Annotated in this window: 28 protein-coding genes; 6 read left to right on the plus strand and 22 right to left on the minus strand. The window is 57.0% G+C overall.

Going from position 1 to position 21,901, the window contains the following annotated elements; genetic code table 11:
• Positions 1-57: 57 nt before the first annotated feature.
• From NB063_RS09105 to NB063_RS09120, 4 genes are all read right to left on the minus strand, one after another.
• Positions 58-468: a hypothetical protein gene (locus tag NB063_RS09105; RefSeq protein ID WP_250928427.1), complete on the minus strand. Its 411-nt coding sequence runs from the start codon at positions 466-468 to the stop codon at positions 58-60.
• Between the two features lie 116 nt (positions 469-584).
• Positions 585-965, minus strand: coding sequence for a hypothetical protein (locus tag NB063_RS09110; protein ID WP_250928428.1), 381 nt, complete (start codon positions 963-965; stop codon positions 585-587).
• Between the two features lie 186 nt (positions 966-1,151).
• Positions 1,152-1,430 carry a metal-sensitive transcriptional regulator gene (locus NB063_RS09115; RefSeq protein WP_007328345.1) on the minus strand — a complete coding sequence of 93 codons (279 nt, stop codon included), beginning with the start codon at positions 1,428-1,430 and terminating at the stop codon, positions 1,152-1,154.
• Between the two features lie 119 nt (positions 1,431-1,549).
• Positions 1,550-3,997: a heavy metal translocating P-type ATPase gene (locus NB063_RS09120; RefSeq protein WP_250928429.1), complete on the minus strand. Its 2,448-nt coding sequence runs from the start codon at positions 3,995-3,997 to the stop codon at positions 1,550-1,552.
• Positions 3,998-4,114: 117 nt separating this feature from the next.
• On the opposite strand from NB063_RS09120, the gene NB063_RS09125 reads away from it, so the two are divergent.
• Positions 4,115-4,447 carry a four-helix bundle copper-binding protein gene (locus NB063_RS09125; RefSeq protein WP_250928430.1) on the plus strand — a complete coding sequence of 111 codons (333 nt, stop codon included), beginning with the start codon at positions 4,115-4,117 and terminating at the stop codon, positions 4,445-4,447.
• A gap of 112 nt (positions 4,448-4,559) precedes the next feature.
• On the opposite strand, the gene NB063_RS09130 is transcribed toward NB063_RS09125, so the two are convergent.
• From NB063_RS09130 to NB063_RS09160, 7 genes are read right to left on the minus strand one after another with little or no spacing between them, the layout of a single operon-like run.
• Positions 4,560-5,015: a hypothetical protein gene (locus tag NB063_RS09130; RefSeq protein WP_250928431.1), complete on the minus strand. Its 456-nt coding sequence runs from the start codon at positions 5,013-5,015 to the stop codon at positions 4,560-4,562.
• Positions 5,012-5,821: a radical SAM protein gene (locus NB063_RS09135; RefSeq protein ID WP_250928432.1), complete on the minus strand. Its 810-nt coding sequence runs from the start codon at positions 5,819-5,821 to the stop codon at positions 5,012-5,014. Before NB063_RS09135 ends, NB063_RS09130 begins: the two co-directional genes overlap by 4 nt.
• Positions 5,793-6,818: a hypothetical protein gene (locus NB063_RS09140; RefSeq protein WP_250928433.1), complete on the minus strand. Its 1,026-nt coding sequence runs from the start codon at positions 6,816-6,818 to the stop codon at positions 5,793-5,795. The genes NB063_RS09135 and NB063_RS09140 overlap by 29 nt, the downstream gene beginning before the upstream one ends.
• The gene (locus tag NB063_RS09145) at positions 6,809-7,522 is read right to left on the minus strand and encodes a glycosyltransferase (protein ID WP_250928434.1); all 714 of its coding nucleotides are present in this window, start codon (positions 7,520-7,522) and stop codon (positions 6,809-6,811) included. Before NB063_RS09145 ends, NB063_RS09140 begins: the two co-directional genes overlap by 10 nt.
• The gene (locus tag NB063_RS09150; RefSeq protein WP_250928435.1) at positions 7,515-8,270 is read right to left on the minus strand and encodes a glycosyltransferase family 2 protein; all 756 of its coding nucleotides are present in this window, start codon (positions 8,268-8,270) and stop codon (positions 7,515-7,517) included. The genes NB063_RS09145 and NB063_RS09150 overlap by 8 nt, the downstream gene beginning before the upstream one ends.
• Positions 8,271-8,275: 5 nt before the next feature.
• A complete protein-coding gene (locus NB063_RS09155) occupies positions 8,276-9,610 on the minus strand; it encodes a glycosyltransferase family 25 protein (RefSeq protein WP_250928436.1) in 1,335 nt (444 codons plus the stop codon).
• 13 nt (positions 9,611-9,623) lie between these two features.
• A complete protein-coding gene (locus tag NB063_RS09160; RefSeq protein WP_250928437.1) occupies positions 9,624-10,196 on the minus strand; it encodes a hypothetical protein in 573 nt (190 codons plus the stop codon).
• Here NB063_RS09160 and NB063_RS09165 point away from each other — a divergent pair.
• The 5 genes from NB063_RS09165 (at position 10,188) to NB063_RS09185 (ending at position 13,111) form a co-directional block, all read left to right on the plus strand.
• Complete coding sequence (locus NB063_RS09165) at positions 10,188-10,481, plus strand: hypothetical protein (RefSeq protein ID WP_250928438.1); 294 nt, start codon at positions 10,188-10,190, stop codon at positions 10,479-10,481. The two genes, NB063_RS09160 and NB063_RS09165, sit on opposite strands and share 9 nt — an antisense overlap.
• 108 nt (positions 10,482-10,589) lie before the next feature.
• Complete coding sequence (locus NB063_RS09170; protein WP_250928439.1) at positions 10,590-10,823, plus strand: hypothetical protein; 234 nt, start codon at positions 10,590-10,592, stop codon at positions 10,821-10,823.
• A gap of 24 nt (positions 10,824-10,847) precedes the next feature.
• Positions 10,848-11,441 (plus strand): hypothetical protein, encoded by a 594-nt coding sequence (locus NB063_RS09175; protein ID WP_250928440.1) that lies wholly within the window; start codon positions 10,848-10,850, stop codon positions 11,439-11,441.
• A 447-nt stretch (positions 11,442-11,888) separates the two neighbouring features.
• Positions 11,889-12,176 carry a hypothetical protein gene (locus tag NB063_RS09180; RefSeq protein WP_250928441.1) on the plus strand — a complete coding sequence of 96 codons (288 nt, stop codon included), beginning with the start codon at positions 11,889-11,891 and terminating at the stop codon, positions 12,174-12,176.
• Positions 12,177-12,400: 224 nt separating this feature from the next.
• A complete protein-coding gene (locus NB063_RS09185) occupies positions 12,401-13,111 on the plus strand; it encodes a hypothetical protein (protein WP_250928442.1) in 711 nt (236 codons plus the stop codon).
• Here NB063_RS09185 and NB063_RS09190 read toward each other — a convergent pair.
• The 11 genes from NB063_RS09190 to NB063_RS09240 form a co-directional block, all read right to left on the minus strand.
• Positions 13,108-13,899, minus strand: a complete 792-nt coding sequence (locus NB063_RS09190) for a hypothetical protein (protein WP_250928443.1) — start codon at positions 13,897-13,899, stop codon at positions 13,108-13,110. The two genes, NB063_RS09185 and NB063_RS09190, sit on opposite strands and share 4 nt — an antisense overlap.
• The gene (locus NB063_RS09195; RefSeq protein ID WP_250928444.1) at positions 13,899-17,117 is read right to left on the minus strand and encodes a phage tail tape measure protein; all 3,219 of its coding nucleotides are present in this window, start codon (positions 17,115-17,117) and stop codon (positions 13,899-13,901) included. Before NB063_RS09195 ends, NB063_RS09190 begins: the two co-directional genes overlap by 1 nt.
• 238 nt (positions 17,118-17,355) lie before the next feature.
• Positions 17,356-17,856: a hypothetical protein gene (locus NB063_RS09200; RefSeq protein ID WP_250928445.1), complete on the minus strand. Its 501-nt coding sequence runs from the start codon at positions 17,854-17,856 to the stop codon at positions 17,356-17,358.
• Between the two features lie 22 nt (positions 17,857-17,878).
• Positions 17,879-18,292 carry a hypothetical protein gene (locus NB063_RS09205; protein ID WP_146439901.1) on the minus strand — a complete coding sequence of 138 codons (414 nt, stop codon included), beginning with the start codon at positions 18,290-18,292 and terminating at the stop codon, positions 17,879-17,881.
• A gap of 27 nt (positions 18,293-18,319) precedes the next feature.
• Positions 18,320-18,877, minus strand: coding sequence for a hypothetical protein (locus tag NB063_RS09210; protein ID WP_250928446.1), 558 nt, complete (start codon positions 18,875-18,877; stop codon positions 18,320-18,322).
• Complete coding sequence (locus NB063_RS09215) at positions 18,874-19,317, minus strand: hypothetical protein (protein ID WP_250928447.1); 444 nt, start codon at positions 19,315-19,317, stop codon at positions 18,874-18,876. The genes NB063_RS09210 and NB063_RS09215 overlap by 4 nt, the downstream gene beginning before the upstream one ends.
• Positions 19,314-19,685, minus strand: coding sequence for a hypothetical protein (locus NB063_RS09220; RefSeq protein ID WP_456061989.1), 372 nt, complete (start codon positions 19,683-19,685; stop codon positions 19,314-19,316). Before NB063_RS09220 ends, NB063_RS09215 begins: the two co-directional genes overlap by 4 nt.
• A gap of 5 nt (positions 19,686-19,690) precedes the next feature.
• Positions 19,691-19,981, minus strand: a complete 291-nt coding sequence (locus NB063_RS09225) for a hypothetical protein (RefSeq protein WP_250928449.1) — start codon at positions 19,979-19,981, stop codon at positions 19,691-19,693.
• 4 nt (positions 19,982-19,985) lie between these two features.
• A complete protein-coding gene (locus NB063_RS09230) occupies positions 19,986-20,933 on the minus strand; it encodes a hypothetical protein (RefSeq protein ID WP_250928450.1) in 948 nt (315 codons plus the stop codon).
• A complete protein-coding gene (locus NB063_RS09235; protein ID WP_250928451.1) occupies positions 20,930-21,535 on the minus strand; it encodes a hypothetical protein in 606 nt (201 codons plus the stop codon). Before NB063_RS09235 ends, NB063_RS09230 begins: the two co-directional genes overlap by 4 nt.
• Before the next feature lie 14 nt (positions 21,536-21,549).
• Positions 21,550-21,897, minus strand: a complete 348-nt coding sequence (locus NB063_RS09240) for a hypothetical protein (RefSeq protein WP_250928452.1) — start codon at positions 21,895-21,897, stop codon at positions 21,550-21,552.
• Between the last annotated feature and the right edge of the window lie 4 nt (positions 21,898-21,901).

A 21,901-nucleotide genomic window follows, 5' to 3' on the forward strand; every position in this document is an offset into this window, starting at 1 on the left:
CGGGCGAGTTTTTTAGGCTCGTCCGGCCGATATGGGATCGAACGGAATCAGACGCGATTAGCTGAGTTCAGCCGATTTTGCTTCCGTTGCACTTGCCGATCCTTTTCCGCAGCAGTCCGCACCGACGCTACAGCAGTACGCTCGCTTTGCACAACAGGTTGGTTTCCCTGTTGAACTGGCGATGTCGCTGGTTGCAGCTTTCGATTCAGCGTGCTTCCCACAGCATCGTGCGTTTACCGAGCAGCAATAGGCACGCTTGGCACAACAGGTCGGTTGAGAAGTTGGGCCGGCCACTTCGACAGTGGTTGCTGTCGTTTCCGCTTGCTTGCCACAGCACGCCGCTTGGACGGTGCAGCAGTATGCATGCTTGGCACAACACGTCGGCCGAGCCGATGCGACGGTGTCAACATTGCCAGCGGGGACGAAGGAAACGGCGAACAGAACAGCAGAGAATACAGTCGCTAACATTTTGGAAACTCCAGGATTGATGGCGCGGCCGACATCGACATGCACCGATTGGGAAACAGAAACATCTTCGTTTTTTGAATTGGGTCTGGCTTCGCAGGTCGAAGCAGAGCCAACCGCTAAATCTGAAGACGAACGTGCCAATCAATCAGAGAGTTGGGACGGACAAAAGAATCCGGCCGACCAAAGGCGACCGATTCGGTCTTCCAACTGATCCGCGAGAAGTCGCTGCGATCCAAGCCGCGAGGCGACGGATCGTCGCCAGAAGTTCGCGGCGGCAACCAGACTGTCGTCTCACACGAAGCCATTGCAGGGCATTCGTGCAAAGGATCACTGTCACAGCAGCCGTGCCCGACCGGCTGCGGCTGGCAGCACGCATGAGGGCAAGGCTTCGCGTCGTGTGATCCTGCCCGAGCGGCCGGCGAGGACGCCAACAGCACCGCGATTACTGCAAAAGCAGCAAACAATCGAGCGGCAGCGTTGGTGTGACGACGGTTCATGGCGGACAGTTCCAAAAGCTTTCAAACGACTCCCACTGAGGGAATCTCTTCTTTGATGCTCTTTGGATGCACGGCCCCGACGTTTCTTCACGACTTTCTGAAAAAAGATGGGGAGTCTGGAAGGTGGGAGCCTAAACAAGGATGCGTCGCTTCTTCACTGACACCTCCGCCACGCCCAGCTTTCCCTCACTCGCCGTACTTCCGAAAGACTGTCATCAGCTCTTCGATCTTCTCGTCGCGGTCCTTGGCACTGCCACTCTTGATCGCCTCGCTGACGCAGGATCGGATGTGCTGCTCCAAGACGATTTGGCCGACTTTGTTAAGTGCTCCCGTCGCGGCGGACAACTGCATCAGGATATCCACGCAGTATTCCTCATCCTCGATCATACGACCAACCGCTTCGACTTGTCCGATGACACGTCGAAGTCGGTTGTTGAGCTTCTTTTTCTCGTCGTCGGACAGCATTCGTGGAGACTTTTGGATAGGCTGGCTTTTCAAGAAGCCAGATTTTAGCGTGATAGGTCGATCGTCGTTAGATGGGTATTGATCGGCTCCTATCGAGCGAAAGCCCGCTTTGTCACAGGCTAGGTGAGTTTAGCGGCACGCAATCTCAACGCATTCGCGATCACCGACACACTGCTGAAACTCATCGCTGCTGCTGCAATCATGGGACTGAGCAACACGCCGAAGATCGGATACAGCAACCCAGCTGCGACCGGAATTCCCAGGGTGTTGTAGATGAAAGCGAAAAACAAGTTCTGACGAATGTTGCTCATCGTTTTGCGACTCAAGTTTGCCGCCGCAGCCACACCGCGAAGATCGCCACGGACGAGCGTGACACCAGCAGACTCAATCGCAACGCCCGTCCCCGTGCCCATGGCGATGCCAACGTTCGCTTCGGCAAGTGCAGGAGCGTCGTTGATTCCATCGCCACACATCGCAATTGTCTTGCCTTCCTTCTTCAGCTTGCGAACGAAATCATGCTTTTCCTCGGGCGAAACCCCAGCATGAAATTCGTCGATGCCCAGTTTCGCCGCGACGGCTTTCGCGGTCGGTTCGGCATCGCCGGTCAACATCACCACTCTCAACCCCAGTTCATGCAACGTCTTTAGCGCCGCCGGAGTGCTTTGCTTGATCGGGTCAGTGATGGCGAGAATTGCTGCCAGCTTGTTGTCGATCGCCACGAACACAACCGTCGCACCTTCGGCCTGATGCGATCCCGCTTTGTCTCGCCCCGCATCGACGCCCTCGATGCCTTGTTCGTCCAACAAGTCAGCCTTGCCAATCAACACATCATGATCATCGACGCGAGCGTGAACGCCACCACCGGTGATACTGTTGAACTCACTCGCCTCCACTAGCTGCAACTCATCCGCCTTCGCTCGGCGAACGACCGCCTGAGCCAACGGATGCTCGCTCTGTGCTTCGACCGCCGCAGCCAACGTCAACACATCGTTCTCATTCCAGTCAGCAAACGTCTCGACACCCGTCACTTCCGGTCGTCCCTGCGTCAGCGTGCCTGTCTTGTCGACGACAATCGTGTCAACCTTCTCCATGACTTCGAGGACTTCAGCATTCTTGATCAGCACGCCTTCCTTCGCTCCTCGGCCAACACCCACCATCACGGACATCGGCGTCGCCAGCCCCAACGCACACGGGCAAGCAATGATCAACACCGCAACGGCCGCTACGAACGCATGTGCAAGCTGCGGCTCCGGACCAAACACAGCCCAGCCGATGAACGCGAGAATCGAACAAACGATCACCGCTGGCACAAAGTAACGCGCGACCACATCGACCAGTTTTTGAATCGGCGCGCGACTTCGCTGAGCCTCGGCAACCATTTGCACGATGCGGTTCAGAACCGTGTCACCGCCAACACCGACGGCTTCCATCACGAGCGCACCGGTCTGGTTCAACGTTCCGCCCGTGATTTCGTCACCTTCCACCTTCTTCACCGGCATCGGCTCGCCCGTCAACATCGACTCGTCGACGCTGCTCGACCCGCTGAGAACTTTCCCATCGACCGGAACTTTCTCGCCAGGACGTACTCGCAGCCGATCACCCTTGTGGACTGAATCGAGCGAAACATCTTCCTCGCCATCGTCCGTGATTCGGTGTGCCGTATCGGGAGCAAGCTTCATGAGTTCACGAATCGCTCCGCCCGTCTGCTGTCGTGCTCGCAATTCCAATACCTGCCCGAGCAACACCAAGGTGATGATCACCGCCGCGGCTTCAAAATAGAGAGGTGGAACACCGTTCTCGAAGAAGGCTTCTGGGATCACACCGGGAAGCAACACGACGACCAAGCTAAAGAGATACGCCGCCAATGTTCCCACGGCGATCAACGAGAACATGTTCAAGTTCATCGTGCGAAACGACTTGGCTCCGCGAACCAGCAAGGGCCATCCGCACCAGAACACTACTGGCGTCGCCAGAGCCAACTGCAACCAACCAAACACCGTCTGGCTCATCCAATCCGCGACCCGCAATCCGACCATCGGCCCCATCGCGATAACGAGCAATGGCACCGACAACGCAACGCCAACCCAAAAGCGACGTTTCATGTTGGCGTACTGCTTATCTTCACCCTCGTCATCCAACGAGACGACCTTCGGCTCCAAGTCCATCCCACAAATCGGGCAGTCGCCGGGGCCGACCTGCTCGATTTCAGGGTGCATAGGGCAGGTGTAGATCGCCGTCGGGTCTGCGGGCGCATCGCTCGCCTTGGTCGATGAGTGACCACTGCAGCACGAAGACGTGTCCGAGGTTTCCTCGATCTGTACCGCTGCGCCGCCACCGCAACAAGACGAACCGCTTGATGCCTCTTTCTGTGATCGCTTCGCCAGCACCCCCGCAGGATCATCTTGGAACTTTTTCAAGCATCCGTCGCTGCAAAAAACGTAGTTCTTGCCACCGAACTCAGCCGATCGTGGACTATCCGCCGAAACGGTCATTCCACAAACCGGGTCGATCTGCGTTGACGGATCGGCGACCGGCAAGGACGTCTCGTGTTTCTTATCGTGGTCCATGATTTCTCCTGGCTGTCAAAAAGTCATTCTCCAATATACCCCGTAGTGGTATGCAAGTTGCATACCGCTAATGCAGCGGCAACGGGGCCGCAACAACAATTTCTAAAGGAGAAACGAATGAGTACCGCAACCGCATCCATGAAAGAGTGCATCGAAAACTGCCAAGAGTGCCAAACGACCTGTGCTGACATGCTGACCAGTCATTGCCTGTCCGAAGGCGGCAACCACGTCGAGCAAACGCACGTCAAGCTGATGCTCGACTGCATCGCGGCCTGTGCTGCCTGCGTCGACTTCATGAGCCGCAATAGCGATCACCATGCGCACTACTGCAAAGCTTGCGCAGCGATTTGCAAGGCCTGCGCCGACAGCTGTGAGAAGGTCGGTAACATGGACAATTGCGTCGAATGCTGCCGCAAGTGCCACGAAAGCTGTTCGTCGATGGCATCGTAGCACCAGCCGAAATCCCAAAACGCAAAAACGCCGACGCCCCGATGTGGGACGCCGGCGTTTTGTTTATTGCCTTGGTAGAGTAACGCTATTCGTTTTCGTCAACGGTCGGCGGTCACTCGTCGAGGATGCCTGGATAGCTCGGCCAATCGTCGCCCCAGTCTCCGGGATGAACGACGGGATAATCGGGCATTCCGGGATAGGCTTCGCCAGGGTGGCCCGGCGGAAGATTGTCGGGCGCAGAGTAGCCGGGCGGAACGTGATAGGGATGATCCGGCGGCAGTCGCGGCCAGACGTGAATCGGCGGCGGTGACTCGATCACGACGGGTTCTTCAGGTGGCGGCGGCCAAGGGTAATCATCAGGCCACCAAGGCGGACGCGGGCCGGGATCGGGAGTGCCTGGCGGATAGTCGTCGGGCCACACTGGCGGAGGCGGCAACGGCGGCGGAGTGAGAATGATTGGACCGTCGTCGTCTTCTTCGGGATCGTAGGGCGGTTCGCTGCCGGGCGGATCAAACGGCGGGACAAAGGGATACGGCGGCATCTCGGGATAGCCGGAAGGATACGTCATTGCAGGGCACTCCGTTGCAGAGGATTGGGATGGGAGAACGCGGTGCGTTTGCTGGGGCACAAGCCGCACTGCGGAATGGATTTGGTTTCGATGAAGGCTTGCAGTTCTTCATCCGTGGCGTCTTGTGAACACGCTTGGTAGTCGCGGAAGATTTGCCACTGTGGCAAATCTTGCAGTCGCAGTTTGAATTCGAGCTTGGCGAAATAGGCCAATGCGGGGCATTTCCAAAGTTTGCCTTCGTAAAGCTGCGTGCAGGTTTTCTGCATACAGACTTTGAATGCGGCGTCGGGCTGGGAGTTGAACGGCATTGGTTTGCCATTCGCCACCTTGTATTGACGCATCCAACCGCGGTGCGATTGTCGAATCTTGATGCGAATGCCGGGAAACTGTTCTCGCCAGCGCCAAACGAGGTGTTTCACTTCGCGTAATCGTTTGACGTATTCGTTGTGCGTTCCGTGCTGGCTGACTTCGAGTCGACAATTCGTATCGACGAGTACTTTTGGAAGTTCGGGATACCGATGTAGGAAGAATCCGTTGGTGACGAGCATCAAGTCGCTGTCCCAATGCTGCCTAGCAAGTTTAATGTGTCCCAGAATCGCTGGGTTCAGCAGTGGCTCGCCACCAAGCAACGCGAACCGAGCCGGCTTCAGACGATGCGACCATTTCTGGTAGTCGAAATCGGCTTGTTCGATCGTGGGCATCGCGCCGGGCAAATGATGGTCGCTGTAGTGGCTGCATTGCTGGCAAGACAGATTGCAACCGTGGGCCACGTGATACTCAAGTGCCGGCAAGTTGTGGCGTTGCATTGGCGTCCTCCTTAACGCGAATTCGGAATCGTCGAGCGTTGACGCCAAGCTGCAACAGAAAGCGGGTTAGCACCAAATGTGACGAACCGGTCTCGGTGTGACTGAGCATTCGTCGATCCAATTGGTGTGGTTCGTCTGACCATTGGCCTGTGACAATCAAATCTGGATAGATGGCCAGCAGGTTCGCGGCGAGTTGTGGAGTGAAGATCGGCCCGATGTCATATTCAGCCGGTGGATCATTTCCCCATCGTTGAATCAGCTCTTGCGTTTCAGCATTGCCAGGAAATGGCATCTCCGGTGGATCCCGCCGTTGCCACCGACAGTCATCAATGTGAGCCTTTGATCGCCCAACAAAATGGTAGACGTAAGATTGCATGACCGGATTGATGGCCCAGGCGGGCGAATAGACCATGCTGACGTTGAAATCGGGCGGCAAGAATTTGATGTAGCCCGGATGGTCATTAAACAGCTGATTGACGATCAACGACTCGTCGGTGGCCTGATCGCTGGCACCCCACGTCGGAATCAAATGCCGAATGATGCGAGCAAACATTGGCCCATACATTTCTGAGCCATACAGATAGAGTCCGCCATTGGGATGCAGCCAAGTCGGTGCCGGCCGCACACTGCATCGCTTCGCCCAAATCTCTTGTGCCCGCTGCTGCCAACCTCCATTGTCGATGCGATTACTGGCTGACTGACGCTCGGCAACCATTCCGAACTGCAGTGGCGTCAGCAAATCAAACGGCGAAGGGCAGTCCGATCGAATCAGCATGTCGTTGTCGAGTTGCAGCACGTGCGCCGGCCCGACCTTTGAATGCACGTGATCGCAGACAAACATCTTCTGCCAGAATGGATGCACCGGTTGAAGGTGCTCGTCAATCCAAAGCAACTCCGCATCCCATCGTTTCGCGGCAGCCTCAAAGCTTTCACGCACGTTCTGCGATGCACGCCGTGGTGGCAAGTCGAGGACCGCGATCACTCGTTTCATTTCCATATAACTTTCTCCAGTCCGTGTTTGTCCAAGCCAGCTTTTAGGAATTCCGGCCGCCGACGCTGATAGCCGGGTGGGTCAACGTGCTCATGTTTGAATGAGTGATTCAGATCGACCGCGACGTTCATTCCGGCGATTCTTGCTCGCCAGAAGAAGTCCCAGTGCTCTTCGACTTTGAGCGTTTCGTCCCAGCGGATCGCTTGCAGGATGTCGCGATAGGCAACAAAGCAGTTGCCGACGTAATGGCACCAGCGAATCGAACGCCGCTGCCGGTAGCTTCCGAAGGCGATCCGCAGCGTTCTGCCATCGACACGCAACATGCGAGGACGTTCCTCGTTGTTGCTAAGCGCCGCAAGCAAATCGAGGTCGTGATGTTTGTTGAGCGTCCCGATCAACTCAGGAAGACGCGTTTGATTCGTCACGAGATGATCGTCATCGGCGAAGATGACGATCGGTGTGTCGCCAGAATCAAGCAGTCTGTTGCGACCAGCGGAGAGACCAATGTCGTACTCGGTCTCAATCAGTCGATCGACCATCGCGGCTTCGTCTGGACAAACGGCCGAGAATCGCAGTTCCGGTTTGCCGTCATCGAGGACGTGGATTAGCGGACGCTTGTCGCCATAGTGGTCGTGGATGCTGCGAACGAGTGCGGCACAGCAATTCGGGCGATGGATCGTCTTAATGCAGAAAGTGGCTTGATTACGCACGGACGATTTGACCTCCTGGATAACGCATCGAATGGAAACCGTGTTTACGAAGTCCCATCGCACGGAACTTCGATCGCCCACGCAGATCGCGGTATCCAGTGCCGGCAACATGGGCGTGGACGACGGAACAATCGGTCGCGACCGCGATTTGCAGATTGGCGAGGTGACTTGCGCGGTAGAAGAACTCCCAATGCTCGTAGGTTTTCAGGGCTTCGTCCCAGCGGAGTTTTGCGATCGTTTCCTTGCGAGCGAGGAATGCGTTGCTGACCATGTCGCACCAGGCAACAGTGCCAACACGTTTCTTTTCACCGCGATGCATCCAGATGCGTTTGCCGTTCATCAGCGGCGAAAGCATCGTCGGTCGACCGCCTCCTCCTTGCCGGACGGCGAGAATGTCGAGTTCGTGCGCCGTGAAGTACTCGCAAACGCGGTCGATGTGCAAATCCGCGGTGATAACGTGATCGTCGTCGAGCAGAAAGATGTGCTCGGTCTGCGCCGCGTCGATCGCTGCGTTGCGTCCAACGCCAACGCCCACATCGTGCCGGTCTAGATTGATGACGGTGCAGTGCTTGGCGGACTCGGGATACTTCGCACTGAAGCGAAGTTCCGGCCGACCGTCGTCGACAACAACAATGGCTGGGTCGGCGATGTGTTCGCGCAGCGACTGGACCAACCGATGGCAGGACCACGGGCGGTGGATCGTCTTGATGCAGAACGTGATGTCTGCGGTTGAAATTCTTTTCGCCATGTCGCTCACCCAAACTTCCGGAGATCAGGATTGACGTGCTCAATCGCCGACTGGATTTCATCCTGCGTCGGCGCGATGCCGAGAAACTCGACCAGATTTCCGATCACTTCCTCGGGATACGTCACCAACTCGGAGAACTCGATCCGGAACACCGGCACATCGGGATGCTCGGCGATGAAGTTATCTCGGTGGTCGCGGAGACTGCGCTGCAGAACTTCGCACTCCTCGTCGTTTGCCGCGAACCATTGGCCACGATGTTTCTCGCTACGGTTCTGCAGCGAGCGAATCGAGGCCTCGATGTCTCTTTCGACGGAGACGATTCGCAGTGAATCGCCCAACCCGGCGTGAAGGTGATTCACGAAGCGACACAGGTGCGGATACTTCGCTCCAGCGACCGTCTTGTCGCGGTTCGCTTCCGATTTGCGACTGATGATCCAGGACTTGAGCATCTGAGTCAGTTGGTCGTCGCTGACATTCGGGTCCGTCGCCGGGAAACGCATCACCTTTTCGCAAAGCTGTGCCAGACCGACTGCCTCGCCACCTCCGGTCGCTTCGTAGCCACCGAGTTGGTTACCCATGTGAACGCCCAGGTGATGCATCACCATTGCGACACACGACGTGCCGGCGCGGTGCGGGCCAAGCACTGCAAAGAACGGTGCGTCCGAATGGTCAGCGTTCTTGGCGTCATTGAAGAACCGAGTTTGACTCCACTTCCGTCCGCAGATGTTTGATTTGGTCGGTAGTTGTCCAACGAGCCAGCGATCGGGCGTGTAAACCGCGATGGATTCTTTTTGAATATTCTTGCCTTGCACGAGTGCTTGGTAGCGTCGCTGGATCAAACGACCGAGGTGGTGGTCGATGTGATGTTTGGTGTGCCAGTCGTTCCAAGTCAAATGGCGATAGAGTGTTTTCATCGCCTCGCGCCCTCGCACCATGAACGCGTGCGTGCGATTCACGTTGTAAGGTCGGTAGACGTGTTCGCTGACCTTGTGCGGCGGGTTCTTGCCGGCGTAAAGGTGTTGGCCGCCGAGATACGCCATTCCCCAATCGGCCGGCAACTCGGCGATGAATTCCTGCAGCCGTTCGCAGAAGTCGTCGCCGAAACCGGCGTCGTCTTCAAAGACGACATACGAGTCGATGTGTTCGAGCAGGCACTTTTCGAGAATTAGCAAGTGTGATCGGTAGCACCCCCACGCTCCGTTCCCAGCCCGCCACTGCGGAGGCGTGGCCACGCGCCGGCCGTCGATCGCGGCAAATCGTTCGGGTTCGGGGAAAGGCCACGGATCGGGAAGCTGCCGCATCCAGTCACGCAGCCGATCATCGCGTCGATCGAGGTTCATCAAGAAGCAACGTTCAACGATCGAATTCGTCCTCCGGATCGTCTTGGTCTGGTTCGGGTGCCCCTTCGGGGAACTTTCGCTCGTACTTGCGGATGGCAGTGCTGACGAGACTGCGGGCGACTGTTGCGGTAAACCTTCCATGCGGGAGTCCTCTTGCTTGGGCTTCTTCGAGTAACCAATCGACGATCGTGTCAATGTTTCGGCGGCAACCTTCGGCACCCCAGTCGTTCATCGTGTCGACACGGGTTTCGCAGTTGCACGTTTCGCTCGGCTTTGCAAACCAAGCGATCATCTTTTTGAGTTCGTTGCCGGGGCCGGGCCGGTAGCTGCTGATCTTCAGCGTCGCCGGCATCGGGTCTTCGTCCGGCATGTAGTTGCGAAGCAGTGCTTCCAACTCGGTGATGTCCTGTTTGCGTCGCTTCTTGTTGACCAATGCCATGCCGATCGTGACGATGTTGATCGCGCACGGGTTGTCGTTGGTCTGGCACGCGTTGCACGCGGTTGGCGTGGTTTGAACGCGACAGCCGGCGAGTTGGCATGCCACTTCGCATTGGTTGTCGGGCGTTAGGTGTGGGCAATGCATCATGCTGTCATCCCCACGACTGCTCCATCGAATGAACCAGACGAACTGGGAGGATCGCCAGGGTCTTCACAATCACTGCTCACTAACTCCCAGCCGCACGACCAAATCCATGTGCTGTTGCAAGGTTCACTCGATCCGCTGCTGTCTTCGGAAGGTTCCTCGGTTGAATCGCTTTCGCTCGGCCGATCGGAGCCGTCGCTGCTATCGGATGCACTTTCGCTGGGGCGGTCGGAACCGTCGCTTGGTGGTTCTGAGTTGGATGTCGAGTCGTTGCTTTCGGATGGTTGATCGCTGTCGCTACCCGATGAATCGCCGACGCTCGGATCGTCGCTTTCGCTGGGCCGATCACTGTCAGAACCTTCCGATCCCGAGTCGCTAGTCGACCGCGAGGTCGAATTGGAACCCGAACCACTTGATGAAACGGGTACGCTGGTAGAGTCATCACTTCGCGAATCACTGCCAGAATCCGATGTGCTCGTTGATCGTGAATCGGATCCCGATCCGCTGCCGCTATCTGATTCGGATGCACTTGTGCTGCCTGAATCTGATCCGCTTCCTGATGCAGAGCCACTTTGGCTCCCGCTGCCGGAGGCACTGTCCGAGTACGATTCCGAAGCACTCGCTGAGTAGCTTTGTGAGTCCGAACTGCGGTCGATGCTTGATTCGCTTTGGGAATCGCTGCCCGACTCGCTAGTTGATTGGGACGCCGATTCAGATTGCGACTGGGATTCTGATTCGGACTCACTCGATATGGAATTGCTTTCGCTGCTTGCTGATGAATTCCAACTGTACGAAGGCACGCTCTCCGAGTCTGACTCGCTTCGTGATTCACTTTCGGATGTGCTCGATTCAGACTGGCTGGATTCAGATGTCGATGATTCGCTGGTTGATGATTCACTCTCGGACGCCGATGACTGCGAACTGCTGACGGACGGACTGCTGGTTGATTCGCTTGATTGCGAGGTGGACGAATCGCTCGACGAACCGGAATCGCTTGATTGCGAGTTGCTCGACGACGAATTGCTCGCCGATGAACTGGATCCAGACACGCTTGGCAGACTGATCGACGTACTGGAATCACTCGATTCGCTTGTCGATGAGTCGCCGGACTGGGAATCGGACGAACTATCTGACGATTCACTCGATGCGGACGACGACCCGTCGGAGCTTGATGAAACACTGATGCTGGGCAGACTGGTCGAGTCACTCGAGTCACTTGACTCGCTGTTGGATGAATCGCTTGATTGAGAATTCGACGAACTGTTGGACGAACCGCTCGATGCCGACGAGGAACCGTCCGAGCTGGATGAACTGCTCAGGCTCGGCAAACTAGTCGATGTGCTCGAATCGCTGCTGTCCGACGAATCACTTGATTGACTACTGCTGTCGCTGCTTGATGAAGACGCTGAACTGTCGCTTGAATCGCTGCTGCTGGATGCGGACGAACTAAGGGAGGAATCGCTGCTGTCGGATGACGACGAGTCTGAGGATGATTGACTACTCGACGATGACTTTGATGACGACGACGAACTGCCGGAACTGCTGCTCGATGAGGGGCTGCTCGATGACGAACCACTGCTTGATGACGACGAAGACGACGGGCTGCCGGACGACGAGGAGGATGATCCGCTGCTCGACGAACTCGAACCTGATGAACTGCTGGAAGCCGACAGAGAACTGCTAGAGCTCGACGACATGCTCGATGAGCTTGAGCTGCTCATGCTCGAACTACTCGACGAGCCACTGCTGCTTGACGAGCTCCCCGATGACGAGGATGAAGATGACGAAGGCGACGACGATGAACTGTTGGATGAGGAATCGCTGCTAGAACTGCTGCTGGAGCCTGAACTCGAGGAACTGCTGGAGCTTGATGAACTGCTCGAACTACTGCTGCCATCACAGCAACGGCAACCGATGGTTAAATATGCCGATGTGTCTTCGTGGAAGTGGCAGACGATCTGTTGGCTGGCCAGCAATGCATAGTCGCAAACGTTGTAAACTGAGACAGCAGGGCCAATCGGTTTCCATCCGCCATCAAAACGTAGCTCGCGAGCCGTTCCCCACGACTTTGCTTTGATGCGTTTCGCCGGCTTGCATAGCAGCGTTTGTTTCGGCGGGTCGATCACCCAAGATCGCTGACCGTCGAACTGAACTTCCAAGTATTGTTTCGGTGAATCCGCGATCGGTCCGCGAATACGCTGTGCCGAGTGATTTCGAGCGGTGATTCGTACTGTGTCGCCAGCCGGATCCGTGACCGCTTCGATCTCGCCCGCTTTATCGAGTTGATAGAGGTCACAGTCCGCACTGCCCGTCCGCATCCCTCGACGGCCAGCGATACCACCGGTCGGAACCTCGACAAGGTAAACCGGATCAGCGGGCCGACCGACCCGAACCACTGCCCATTGGTCACCGAGTTGGTTGAGGTCTCGACGCCACAGAATCTGTGCCGATCCGTCCGGCTTCGACTGCAGCGTGTCACCAGCCGATTCGCCAACGTCCGCGAACTTATGCCAAGTTTTTACGACGTTGACTCGCGCGGCCACGACGCCATCGAACACCACGCGGCCGACCTTGTCTTCCGCGATCGGTTCGATGGCGACCCCAACGCGACCTGTATGTTCGCTTTCGGTCGGGCGCACGCACTCGATTGTTGCATCGCGAACGAATCGGGCCAGTTCCATCGGGCCGAGTGTCGGATCGGTCAGCGGCGACTCGAAGCCGACGATTCCGCCAATCGGAACCGTGGTTGCCGACAGGTTGTGAACGCGAACGGTTGCGGCGTTTCGCAGATGCGTGCGAGGACCACCTCCGCCCGGCAGTCGATTTCGATGCGAGGCTTCGGCAGCGACAAGCAATCGGTTGTATTCAGCAGCGGTGATCGCAAACTGATCGCCTGGTTTAACGCGTCGGGTCATTAGCTGATCCCCAACACGTTGAAGTTTCCTCCGTGATAGACTTGTTCAACGTAAGCTGCCTCAGGAACTTGCAGCACACGATCGCCAACCACTTTCTCGCCATGTTTGACCCACAGGTAATCCCATCCCTGCTTGCTGATCCCGGTGATGTTGCCAACCGTCATCCCGAACTCGTTCGGTCGAGCGGCGAAATGGTAAGTCACATCGACCCAGTTCTGCTCATCCTCACCCCCTTCGCCACCGAGAAACAACGCTTCGCCGGGAGAGAAGATCGACCACGCTGTTGAATTCACTCGGCCGGTCATTGAGACCATGGCAAGCAGATAAGCTGTCGAAACGAACTCAAACTTTTTGCGAACGGAGAATTCAAACGCGGGGACTGTGATGTCAACGCCTGCGACGCCAGAATCGCTGACGCCGATCGCTCCGTGATAGACGGGAGCCGCGATCCCCGGCGCGGAGTAGATACCACGAGTCTGCAGCGATTGATTCAGATGCGTTGTAGCTCCGGTCGTACTGAACGAAACCGGATCGAGTTTGGTCTTGTTGATCGTGACGCTGACCAAAGCGTGCTTCTGGTTGATGAACTCCGAGTCAATTTGCAGGTACGGGATCAGCTCCTTGTGAATCGCTTTGTAGTACTGGTACAACGCACTTGAAGCGGCTGCCGGATCAACTGCCCCGCCGTTCGTCGCGACGTATGAAGTGAAATCGGAGTGTGATTTTCCTCGCGACGCCTTTTCGGACAGAGCCGCGACCTCGAAGTCGTATCCACCGGTAGAGATTGACATCAGCTAAATACCAACCCTCCCGACTGCGAACGCTCAACAAGGCGTCGAGTGTTCTCAGCGGTTTGAATGATTGCACGTTTCATGTCCTCGCTGAATTCCCCGCCCGACATCGCAGGCAACTGCAATTGCGACGTGCTGTTGGAGATTGCGGAGTCAAACGCAGCGAGGGAACGACCAACGGATGCGAATGCTTCGGTGATCGCGGCAACGTCGAGCGTCAGCGGAGAGTCCATCTCTTTCGGTTCGGGCTCATCCGAGAACTCTGGCAGATCCAACGGGACATCGACTGGGTTCTCGGCGACGACCTCGTTGTTTTGCTCGCCGTTTACGTTCGCATCGTCGACTTGTTCAGGTTCCAACCTCAACTGCGGCGCGAAGATGACCTCGACGGGATCGTCCTCAGCGGCAATGGGCTCCAATTTCTTCAGTGGCTCGCGAGCCTGTTGTGGAATCGTCGAAGCTCCACTGCCGAGACCCAAACCTCTCGCATCAAAATTGCCGGCAACTTCGGTTCGATCGGTGTCGGGACCGTTTGCGAACTGGTCTATTGCCGCCTGAGCGTCTGGGTTCAGGTCGAGTCGGAGGTCTTTCGCATTGGGCGGTTGCAACTCGGGATCGTCGATGCCGGGGAGATCGACCTTGGGAATATCGACTGCGCCTGGCTCGGGCATCTTGGGCGGAGCGACTGGTGGTTTCGGCGGAGCGGCCTCGTCGGGTTTCGGCTCAGCATCGGAAGGGGCCGTCGCGTTGTTGGCTCGTTCCACCGCAGCATCGAACTCGGCCTGTGCGGTGGCGATTTGCTCGTCACGTTCCTTCTCGCGATCTTCAGCGTTCGGCCGAACTGCCTCGCGTGCCGCTTTCGCTTCCGCTCGCATCTGATCGAGGGTGCGTTGCACTCCGACAGTCGTGTCGTCGATGATTTGTTGGCGATTCGACTGCGCCGCATCGTTTTCGCGGAACTGTTGTTCCTTGGATTGGTCGACAACCGCGTTCTTCGCATCGGTCTCATCGTCGATCGCTCGCATGTCGGCGTCGATGTCTTGTCCTTCGCGAGCCTTGCGGCGTGCTTCGAGTTGTGTGGCGATGCCTTTCTGCATCTCAACCCGGTTGGCTTCGATCTGCTCCTTGCGTTTCGATCGGCGACGCTGACGCTCGATGATCGCTTGCTGGCGTTGCTGTTCCTCGGCAGCATCGGCCGCTCGAGTGTCAGCGTCAATCTTCGCCATTTCGACATCGACGTTGATGTCATCGTCGAACAGACCTTTGAGTTTGATCCACGCTTTTTTGAGGAACCCCACGGTCGAGTTCCACATCGACTTCACTTGACCAACGAACACGGTCCAAGTGTCGGCAAGGTAATCGACGGTTTCGACCCAAGCATTCTCGACGCCGGCCAATGCGTTGATGAGCACTCCGCCGATCTGCACCGATACGTCGCCTGCAATGCCAACGAGTTCGTGAAGTTTGAGGAATCCCTTTTTGAGGAATCCAATCGTGTTGTTCCAGCCTTTTTGCACAGCAGACGTGAGGATCGTCCAACCATCGGCCATGAATCCGAGCGTGCTGTTCCAGACGCCGGCAAGCCCGGTCAAGGCACCAATCAGAACATCCCCGATCGCGTAGGCGGAGTCGGCCCACACGTCAGAGACATATTGAGTGAAGTCCGCCCAGACGCCTTTGATGTAGGTCGTGCCTTTGACCCACTGCAGTTTCAAGTAAGTCCACAACACATCGGTGGCCGCAGTGATGTCACCAGCAGCCAGAGCGTTGGCAATCGCACCGAATGCGGCGAGCGTGTCGGCTTTGAGTGTTTCAAATAGACCTTTGAGATACTCGACTGCCTGGCCAGCTATGCCGGTGGAGTAGAGGAAGTAGCCACCAAGCGCGGCGACTGCTGCGACAACAAGGCCAAGCGGGGTAAACAGCAGTCCGACCGCCGAGACGATGACGCCGATTGCACCACCGATGAATGAGAAAATGGTCGCGAGTCCGCCCACCGCGAACGACGCAACGGCAGCGAATGAACCAAGAGCGAACAATGCCGCGCCGATCGTGAAGATCGCGATGGCACTCGCAGCGGCAATCTTGACGATCTTCTGATTCTTGTTGATCCACTCGATCACCCCTGACGCCGCGCGGCTAAAGGCTTGAACCATCGTCGTGACGCTGCCTTCCAGCGATTCACCGATGGCGATCGCGACTCCCTCGATGGAAGACTTCAGGATTCGGAACGCTCCGCCGAGTCCGCCTTCCATTTCCTCAGCAGTCTTGCCGGCGATTCCGCCTGCCTTTTGCAGCTCGGAATACAAATCGCGGGTATCGGCGACACTCTTGCCAATGGAACTGGCCGCGGTGATTCCCAGCAGCCCGAACACCTCGTTCAGTTTCTCAGCCTTTTCGGCCGTTCCCATCTTCTCGGTTGCAGCAGCGACTTCGCCGAGAATGTCGACGAGTGATCGGGCGTTGCCTTTCGCGTCCTTGGTCGTGACGCCAAAGGTGGTTTTGAATTTCTCCGATTCGGCGGCACTGATCGTCAGCAAGCGACGCATTGCGTTACCGGCCGACGATCCCTGGATACCCATATTGCCGAGCGTACCGAGAATCGCGAGCGTCTCTTCGAGGCTCATGTTCGCGTCGGCAGCGACGGGGCCGGCGTAGGACAAGGCTTCGCCGAGAGACTCCACCGTGTTGAACGACTTGTTCGCTGCAGCGGTAAGGCCATCGGCCACTCGTGTCGCTTCGCCAGCTTCCATTCCGAACTGACGAATCGTTGCTGCCATGATGCCGGAGGCCTGAGTCGCGTCGGTGCCAGTCGCGCGGGCCATATTCATCACGGCGGCGGTCATCTTCTCGATCTGTTCCGGTTTGAAACCGGCGCGACCGAGTTCGGTCATCAACGAGGCGACTTCGCTGGCAGAGTAACTGGTGGTTGCTCCGAGCTTCTTTGCCGTATTGCGAAGCGACTCAAGCTGCGATCCAGTCGCTTGCGTGATCGCAGCAACGCCACGCATGGCATCGTCGAAGTTGGAGAAGATGGCGACGCTGCCGGCCAGTGGTGTGGCGGCAGCCGCGCCGAGACCCATCAGCTTTGTGCCAAGCAACCGTGTCGATGCACCGAATGACTCCAGCCGCTTCTGAGCCGATCGCAGACCTTTGACGAACGCTGCATCCTTGGTCAGCAATTCGACATAGGCGGATCCGGCTCGGACTTGGGACATGGAGACTCGTTCTCACGGGGTTGGAATCTTGCGCCGAGAAGATGTGCGACTTGTTCAACAGTGGCTTTCACCGGAATGGACCGCGTGACCGTGTAGGGATTGAAGTCATCGGGCCTGAACGGTTTTCGTCGACGCTTGCGATCGCGATTGATCTCGGCCGTCAGTGCCATGACACTGGATGCGATGTGCCAATCGTGCTGGCGTTTCGCCTCGGCCATTTGGACGAGTTGCCGAAGTGTCAGTGGTCCGGGGTCGACTCCGATGATGCCGGCAAGCCGAATGATGAGTCGCTCGATGTCGGCACCGCGAGCTTGCGTTCCAGGTCCTCCACAATCCGGTCCACCAGATTGGGATCGTCCAGCCGCTTCTCGATCGCTTCCAATCCCCGCATCTCGATCATCTTCTGCTTGTCGGCCGCCTTCCTCAGAAGACGGCGGCGGGACTCCGGGAAGTACGCGACCAACGCATCCACCAATGCCTTGCAGGCTTCGTCGATCGAGTCGCCCGCCAGTCCCTCGGCGAACGCTTCGTCGTCAACGTCTTGTTGATCGGCTTGCGGCTTACAGATCGCAAACAACACATCGCCGAGTAGTAGTGGGTCGCTCGACAACCGAGTGACGAGGTCGCCGTCGATCGCGTCCAGCAATCGCACGTCAGTGAGTGCTTTGACGCGGCGAAGCGTGGTGTTGTCGATGTCGACGATCCAAACCCGACCGCGACGATCAATGAATTTCTGCATGGAGTTCTGTTCCGAGGATTACTTAGGGCGTTCCGCCACCAACGTTCATGCCGCTGCCAGACGAAGATTGGGTTGGCTTCAAGGTGACGTCGGCCGACACCACTTCTTCGAGGTTTTGATTGACATTGAAGTTCATGACTTCACAGGTCAGTGTCAGCGAACCACCAGCATCCGAAATGCCAACGTCAGTCGGCGTTCCGCTACTCCACAGTCCTTGCAGCATCCCGAACGCGGTGTCGCCGTTCTTGTTGAGCACCGTGAATTCGATCGACGCGTCTTTTAGAGTGCCGACTGTGGCTCGCCAGCCGTTGTTGTCACGAGTCGATGCGTCTGCTTCGGCCTTTTCGAGATTGACCGTCAAGTCTTTGACGTTCTTGATCTCGGCACCGTCGATCGTCAGGACGGCATCGAGACCGAGTTTTACTTCTGCTGACATGTTTCGATTCCATCCGTGGTCGAGAGACTATTTCACCGAGTCACGCCAGAACTTCGGCAGGCGTGCTTGATTGGCAATGAGGGCAGGTTTCATGAACGGGCGTGCGGGATAGCGGCGTGGTTTGCTGTCTCCGCGGCGTTCGTTCTCTTCTTCGATCAGTCGTGTGGCTCGGCTGGCTTGGGCGATCGTGAGCAGTTTGATGCGGGCAAACTTGCCGGGCTGCTTCGCACGGATCGGCCCAAACTCGCCGACGCGGAACCGATGTCGTTTCAGCTTGCGTCGTTTGGTAACAACGCCACCGAATTCATGCAGATTCCATAGCCGGCCAGTGATCTCATTGACGGGGCCAATGACTGCTTCGCCGCGATCGCGGTTGACTTCGTAGCGAAGCACACGACGCAGCATTCCGGTCGGTGAATTTGGCGGCGATCCTGGGTTGGATGTTTTTTTGCGTTTGCGAATGGATCGTTTCGCGGTCATCCGGATGGTGCCGGCCGCATGATTCATGCTTTTGAAAGTCGCTTGGTTGACCTTCTTTTTCAGTTGGCCCGGTGTGAATCGCACGCGAGCCCGAATGTGCATCATTGCGCTAGCTCAAACGTCAACGTCAGTAGGCTCGTGAATTGATTGAACTGAGTCCAATGCTCGGATGAATAGAGGACTGAGTTCTCGACCTTGACGCAGCGGGCTGCCACGAACGAATTGAGACGTTTGAGCCGGAAGTAGTCGGCCAGTTCTTCGACGAAAAACACCAGTGGGTCAATCTCTTTGGCATCGCCCTTGCTGAACTTCTTTTGGACGGCCACGTCGATTGTTGCGTGGTACTTGTTCGATGCTCTATCGAGCGGGAGATACTCCACCTCGCGAGGCACCACGGTGACTCGCAGTTCCTTCATGTCTTCCAGATCGAAGTTGGGAACGTAGAGTCGCTGAGCGGAGAGGTTCGACTTGCTAAAGTCGCCAGCGTTGATTTCCGCGACGACGCTTTCGGCAATCTGAATGACGGTTGCGGGCGTTGCTGTCATGTGATCGTGTCAACCAGTTTGGTGTGGATGCGGAGTTTGACGCGGAAGGGATCGCTGTATCGCCACGGCGGTTCGTTGCCGATTGACATCAGTTCGTAAACGAAGGTCGTGTCACCGTCGGTTTCGAGAATGCGATCGCCGCGTCGTGGCCAAGTGCCGATAGCGGATTGCAACAAGTCTTTCGTGTTAATCAGAAAGTCGCGGACTTGAGCACGAGTGATGACGCCATCGCCATCGTCCTGTTCGTACTCCGATTTGCCAATTGTGGCAGGCAGATCGACGGAGACATCGTCACGCTGATACACCACATCTCGCGAGGCATGCTTGGTCAGCTTCTCCGCCAACCAGGACTGCCCGCGATGCAGCATGTCGGTCACGATTTGCGAGCCGCGGGTTTCGCTGGGGCTTTCAACAGCGTTGATGCCTTGTCGCTCAACTCATCCAGCCACGCCTCATTCGATCGGCGTTGATACTCGCTGGCGATCGCATCGGATTCCTCCTGCAATTGCTGCTCACGCAGATTGACTGGAGTTGCTGGCGATTGAAACGGATTGAGAACGCTAGCTGCCTGATTGCTGTCCTTGTCACGCTTTTTCGATGGCAACAAGGCGACGGCAATCAACAGCAACACCACGACGGTTGCGATTCCGGTTAGTAACGTCATTTGCTCACATACCTCGCTTGATGAGAATGAATCCGAGTAGAAAGACGGCAAGCACGATTATCGCGATCGTTGCCAGTTCACCTGCCGATGCCCACAGAAAGGCACTTCGCGTTTCGTTCGCCCTGTCGAACAACAGATCGCGAGGTCGGTCACGATCTCGGTCGAACGGACGCCAGTTGTCTGATGGCTCTACGGGACAGTAACCGTCCGGACAATCTTCAGTATTGAGTTGCAACTTGGGCGAGATCGCGTCGTCCCACGAATAGCCTCGTGTTTTCAAGGCACCAGTCTTCTGGGCCTGCCGAGTCTGTTGATACAGTTGGTAACCCTGGTGGAGATCGGCGTATAACTCAGCCGCAGTTGCCGGCAGCATTGCGCGGCCAGCCGCGTGAACGTGTCCGCCAGTGTTGTCCTGAAACAGAACCACAGGAAACTGCTCGACGGGGACGATGTTGGCAAAGCGAGTTTGATAGAGTGCGTTGCCTGACGTGTAGACTTGGAAGTCACAGTCGGTTCGCAACTTGTAAAGCTTCGAATCGTGGTTGAACCAATCGAGCAACTGCTTGCTCTTCGCATCACTGCCAATGAACAACGCGATTTGATACTTCTTCTTCGATGGCTGGGGTTGCGGAGCAGCCACCGGCAGAACAGGCTGCGGTGCGATCGTTGGCGTGTAGATCGTCGTCGGTTCGCAAGTTGGACAGATCGAAACCGACTGCTGTTTGATCTCGCCTTGAGCATTCAGGTTTACTGACTGAGGCTCGTCAAGCTTTTCGATCCTGCCGACGCGCGGAGCAGGCGGCACGGCATTGGGGACACTCCAAACATCGTCGTCGGGCTGGACGGTTGGACACGGACGAAGTGCCGTGAACACGGTCCCAAGGAGTACGGCGTGAATGATCGCCACCGCGACGAGCCCCAGGCTCAATCGAATCCGAATTCCATCGTTCATTGAATTACCTCATAACTTCGATAGGGCAAGGAGCTGGCCGGGTCGTCGAGGACCGTGAGTGCGAATCCGCCATAGCCAGCCCAAAGGCGAACGAACTGCTCACGCGGTGTGAGTTCAAAGCGGCCGGGATAGTTGTTGTCGAGAATCGCGGCGTATTGCCGACCGTCGCGATTGACCCAGCCAACGAAGGTGCAACAGTGAGCCGGCTTCCACCACAGGATTGCACCGCGCCGAGTCGCAGTCGCCCAATCGAGGAATCGCGGATCGGCTTTGACGGTGTAGCTGTAGTTGATGTCGGCAGCGTCGAGTCGGCTTCGCAATCGCGAGTCCCATTCGCCGTCGCTGTAAGTGGCACGCCAGCGTTCCCCGAGTTCATACTCGTTCAGCCACCGCAAGTGATTGACGAGCGAAGCGTGAACGCAACTGCCTTGGTTGAGCCTGCCAGTCCAATTCCGTTGGTGCAATTTGTTGGGCAAGTTCGCGGCGGGTTGCTCCGGCGCGGGGGCCGGGAGCGGTCGCACCTGAACAGGTTGTTCGGGCAAACAGCCAATTGCCAGACACAGGACGCACGCGGCGATGATGGCTCGCAATGTTGCGTTCATGCAGTGAGTGCTCCTTAACTCTTGAAAATGACCCAGAGGATCGGATTGATTTGTTCGACCGTCGACAGGAAGCGGATGGGCAGTCCGCACATCACTTCCGACTTCAGGTAAAGCGGCTTCGACGGATTGAAAAGTTTGCTGCCCGTCGTAGACGAGCGAACGTAGTAACCGAGTTGGACGACTTCCTCGTCGGGAAGCAGTGCTTGCACACGCCATGTCGCTTCGGTCGAGGCAACAGCGATGCAAAGGCAGGTTGCAAACGGCGATGCCCGAAGCCACTGGCTGGTCTTGCGATCTTCGTCAAACACCAGACGTTCGATCGCCTTGGCCCGGTCGGCCGTTACTTGGCTGATCGACGCCATGACC

The sequence above is a fragment of the Aporhodopirellula aestuarii genome, from assembly GCF_023701485.1.
GTDB classification, from domain to species: Bacteria; Planctomycetota; Planctomycetia; order Pirellulales; family Pirellulaceae; genus Rhodopirellula; species Rhodopirellula aestuarii.

Excerpts from the sequence above, each read along its gene's own strand:
- NB063_RS09105 (WP_250928427.1), bottom strand. The coding sequence starts at position 468 with ATGTTAGCGACTGTATTCTCTGCTGTTCTGTTCGCCGTTTCCTTCGTC.
- NB063_RS09110 (WP_250928428.1), bottom strand. The coding sequence starts at position 965 with ATGAACCGTCGTCACACCAACGCTGCCGCTCGATTGTTTGCTGCTTTT.
- NB063_RS09115 (WP_007328345.1), bottom strand. The coding sequence starts at position 1,430 with ATGCTGTCCGACGACGAGAAAAAGAAGCTCAACAACCGACTTCGACGT.
- NB063_RS09120 (WP_250928429.1), bottom strand. The coding sequence starts at position 3,997 with ATGGACCACGATAAGAAACACGAGACGTCCTTGCCGGTCGCCGATCCG.
- NB063_RS09125 (WP_250928430.1), top strand. The coding sequence starts at position 4,115 with ATGAGTACCGCAACCGCATCCATGAAAGAGTGCATCGAAAACTGCCAA.
- NB063_RS09130 (WP_250928431.1), bottom strand. The coding sequence starts at position 5,015 with ATGACGTATCCTTCCGGCTATCCCGAGATGCCGCCGTATCCCTTTGTC.
- NB063_RS09135 (WP_250928432.1), bottom strand. The coding sequence starts at position 5,821 with ATGCAACGCCACAACTTGCCGGCACTTGAGTATCACGTGGCCCACGGT.
- NB063_RS09140 (WP_250928433.1), bottom strand. The coding sequence starts at position 6,818 with ATGGAAATGAAACGAGTGATCGCGGTCCTCGACTTGCCACCACGGCGT.
- NB063_RS09150 (WP_250928435.1), bottom strand. The coding sequence starts at position 8,270 with ATGGCGAAAAGAATTTCAACCGCAGACATCACGTTCTGCATCAAGACG.
- NB063_RS09155 (WP_250928436.1), bottom strand. The coding sequence starts at position 9,610 with ATGAACCTCGATCGACGCGATGATCGGCTGCGTGACTGGATGCGGCAG.
- NB063_RS09165 (WP_250928438.1), top strand. The coding sequence starts at position 10,188 with ATGCATCATGCTGTCATCCCCACGACTGCTCCATCGAATGAACCAGAC.
- NB063_RS09160 (WP_250928437.1), bottom strand. The coding sequence starts at position 10,196 with ATGATGCATTGCCCACACCTAACGCCCGACAACCAATGCGAAGTGGCA.
- NB063_RS09175 (WP_250928440.1), top strand. The coding sequence starts at position 10,848 with ATGCTTGATTCGCTTTGGGAATCGCTGCCCGACTCGCTAGTTGATTGG.
- NB063_RS09180 (WP_250928441.1), top strand. The coding sequence starts at position 11,889 with ATGCTCGATGAGCTTGAGCTGCTCATGCTCGAACTACTCGACGAGCCA.
- NB063_RS09190 (WP_250928443.1), bottom strand. The coding sequence starts at position 13,899 with ATGTCAATCTCTACCGGTGGATACGACTTCGAGGTCGCGGCTCTGTCC.
- NB063_RS09195 (WP_250928444.1), bottom strand. The coding sequence starts at position 17,117 with ATGTCCCAAGTCCGAGCCGGATCCGCCTATGTCGAATTGCTGACCAAG.
- NB063_RS09200 (WP_250928445.1), bottom strand. The coding sequence starts at position 17,856 with ATGCAGAAATTCATTGATCGTCGCGGTCGGGTTTGGATCGTCGACATC.
- NB063_RS09205 (WP_146439901.1), bottom strand. The coding sequence starts at position 18,292 with ATGTCAGCAGAAGTAAAACTCGGTCTCGATGCCGTCCTGACGATCGAC.
- NB063_RS09210 (WP_250928446.1), bottom strand. The coding sequence starts at position 18,877 with ATGATGCACATTCGGGCTCGCGTGCGATTCACACCGGGCCAACTGAAA.
- NB063_RS09215 (WP_250928447.1), bottom strand. The coding sequence starts at position 19,317 with ATGACAGCAACGCCCGCAACCGTCATTCAGATTGCCGAAAGCGTCGTC.
- NB063_RS09220 (WP_456061989.1), bottom strand. The coding sequence starts at position 19,685 with ATGCTGCATCGCGGGCAGTCCTGGTTGGCGGAGAAGCTGACCAAGCAT.
- NB063_RS09225 (WP_250928449.1), bottom strand. The coding sequence starts at position 19,981 with ATGACGTTACTAACCGGAATCGCAACCGTCGTGGTGTTGCTGTTGATT.
- NB063_RS09230 (WP_250928450.1), bottom strand. The coding sequence starts at position 20,933 with ATGAACGATGGAATTCGGATTCGATTGAGCCTGGGGCTCGTCGCGGTG.
- NB063_RS09235 (WP_250928451.1), bottom strand. The coding sequence starts at position 21,535 with ATGAACGCAACATTGCGAGCCATCATCGCCGCGTGCGTCCTGTGTCTG.
- NB063_RS09240 (WP_250928452.1), bottom strand. The coding sequence starts at position 21,897 with ATGGCGTCGATCAGCCAAGTAACGGCCGACCGGGCCAAGGCGATCGAA.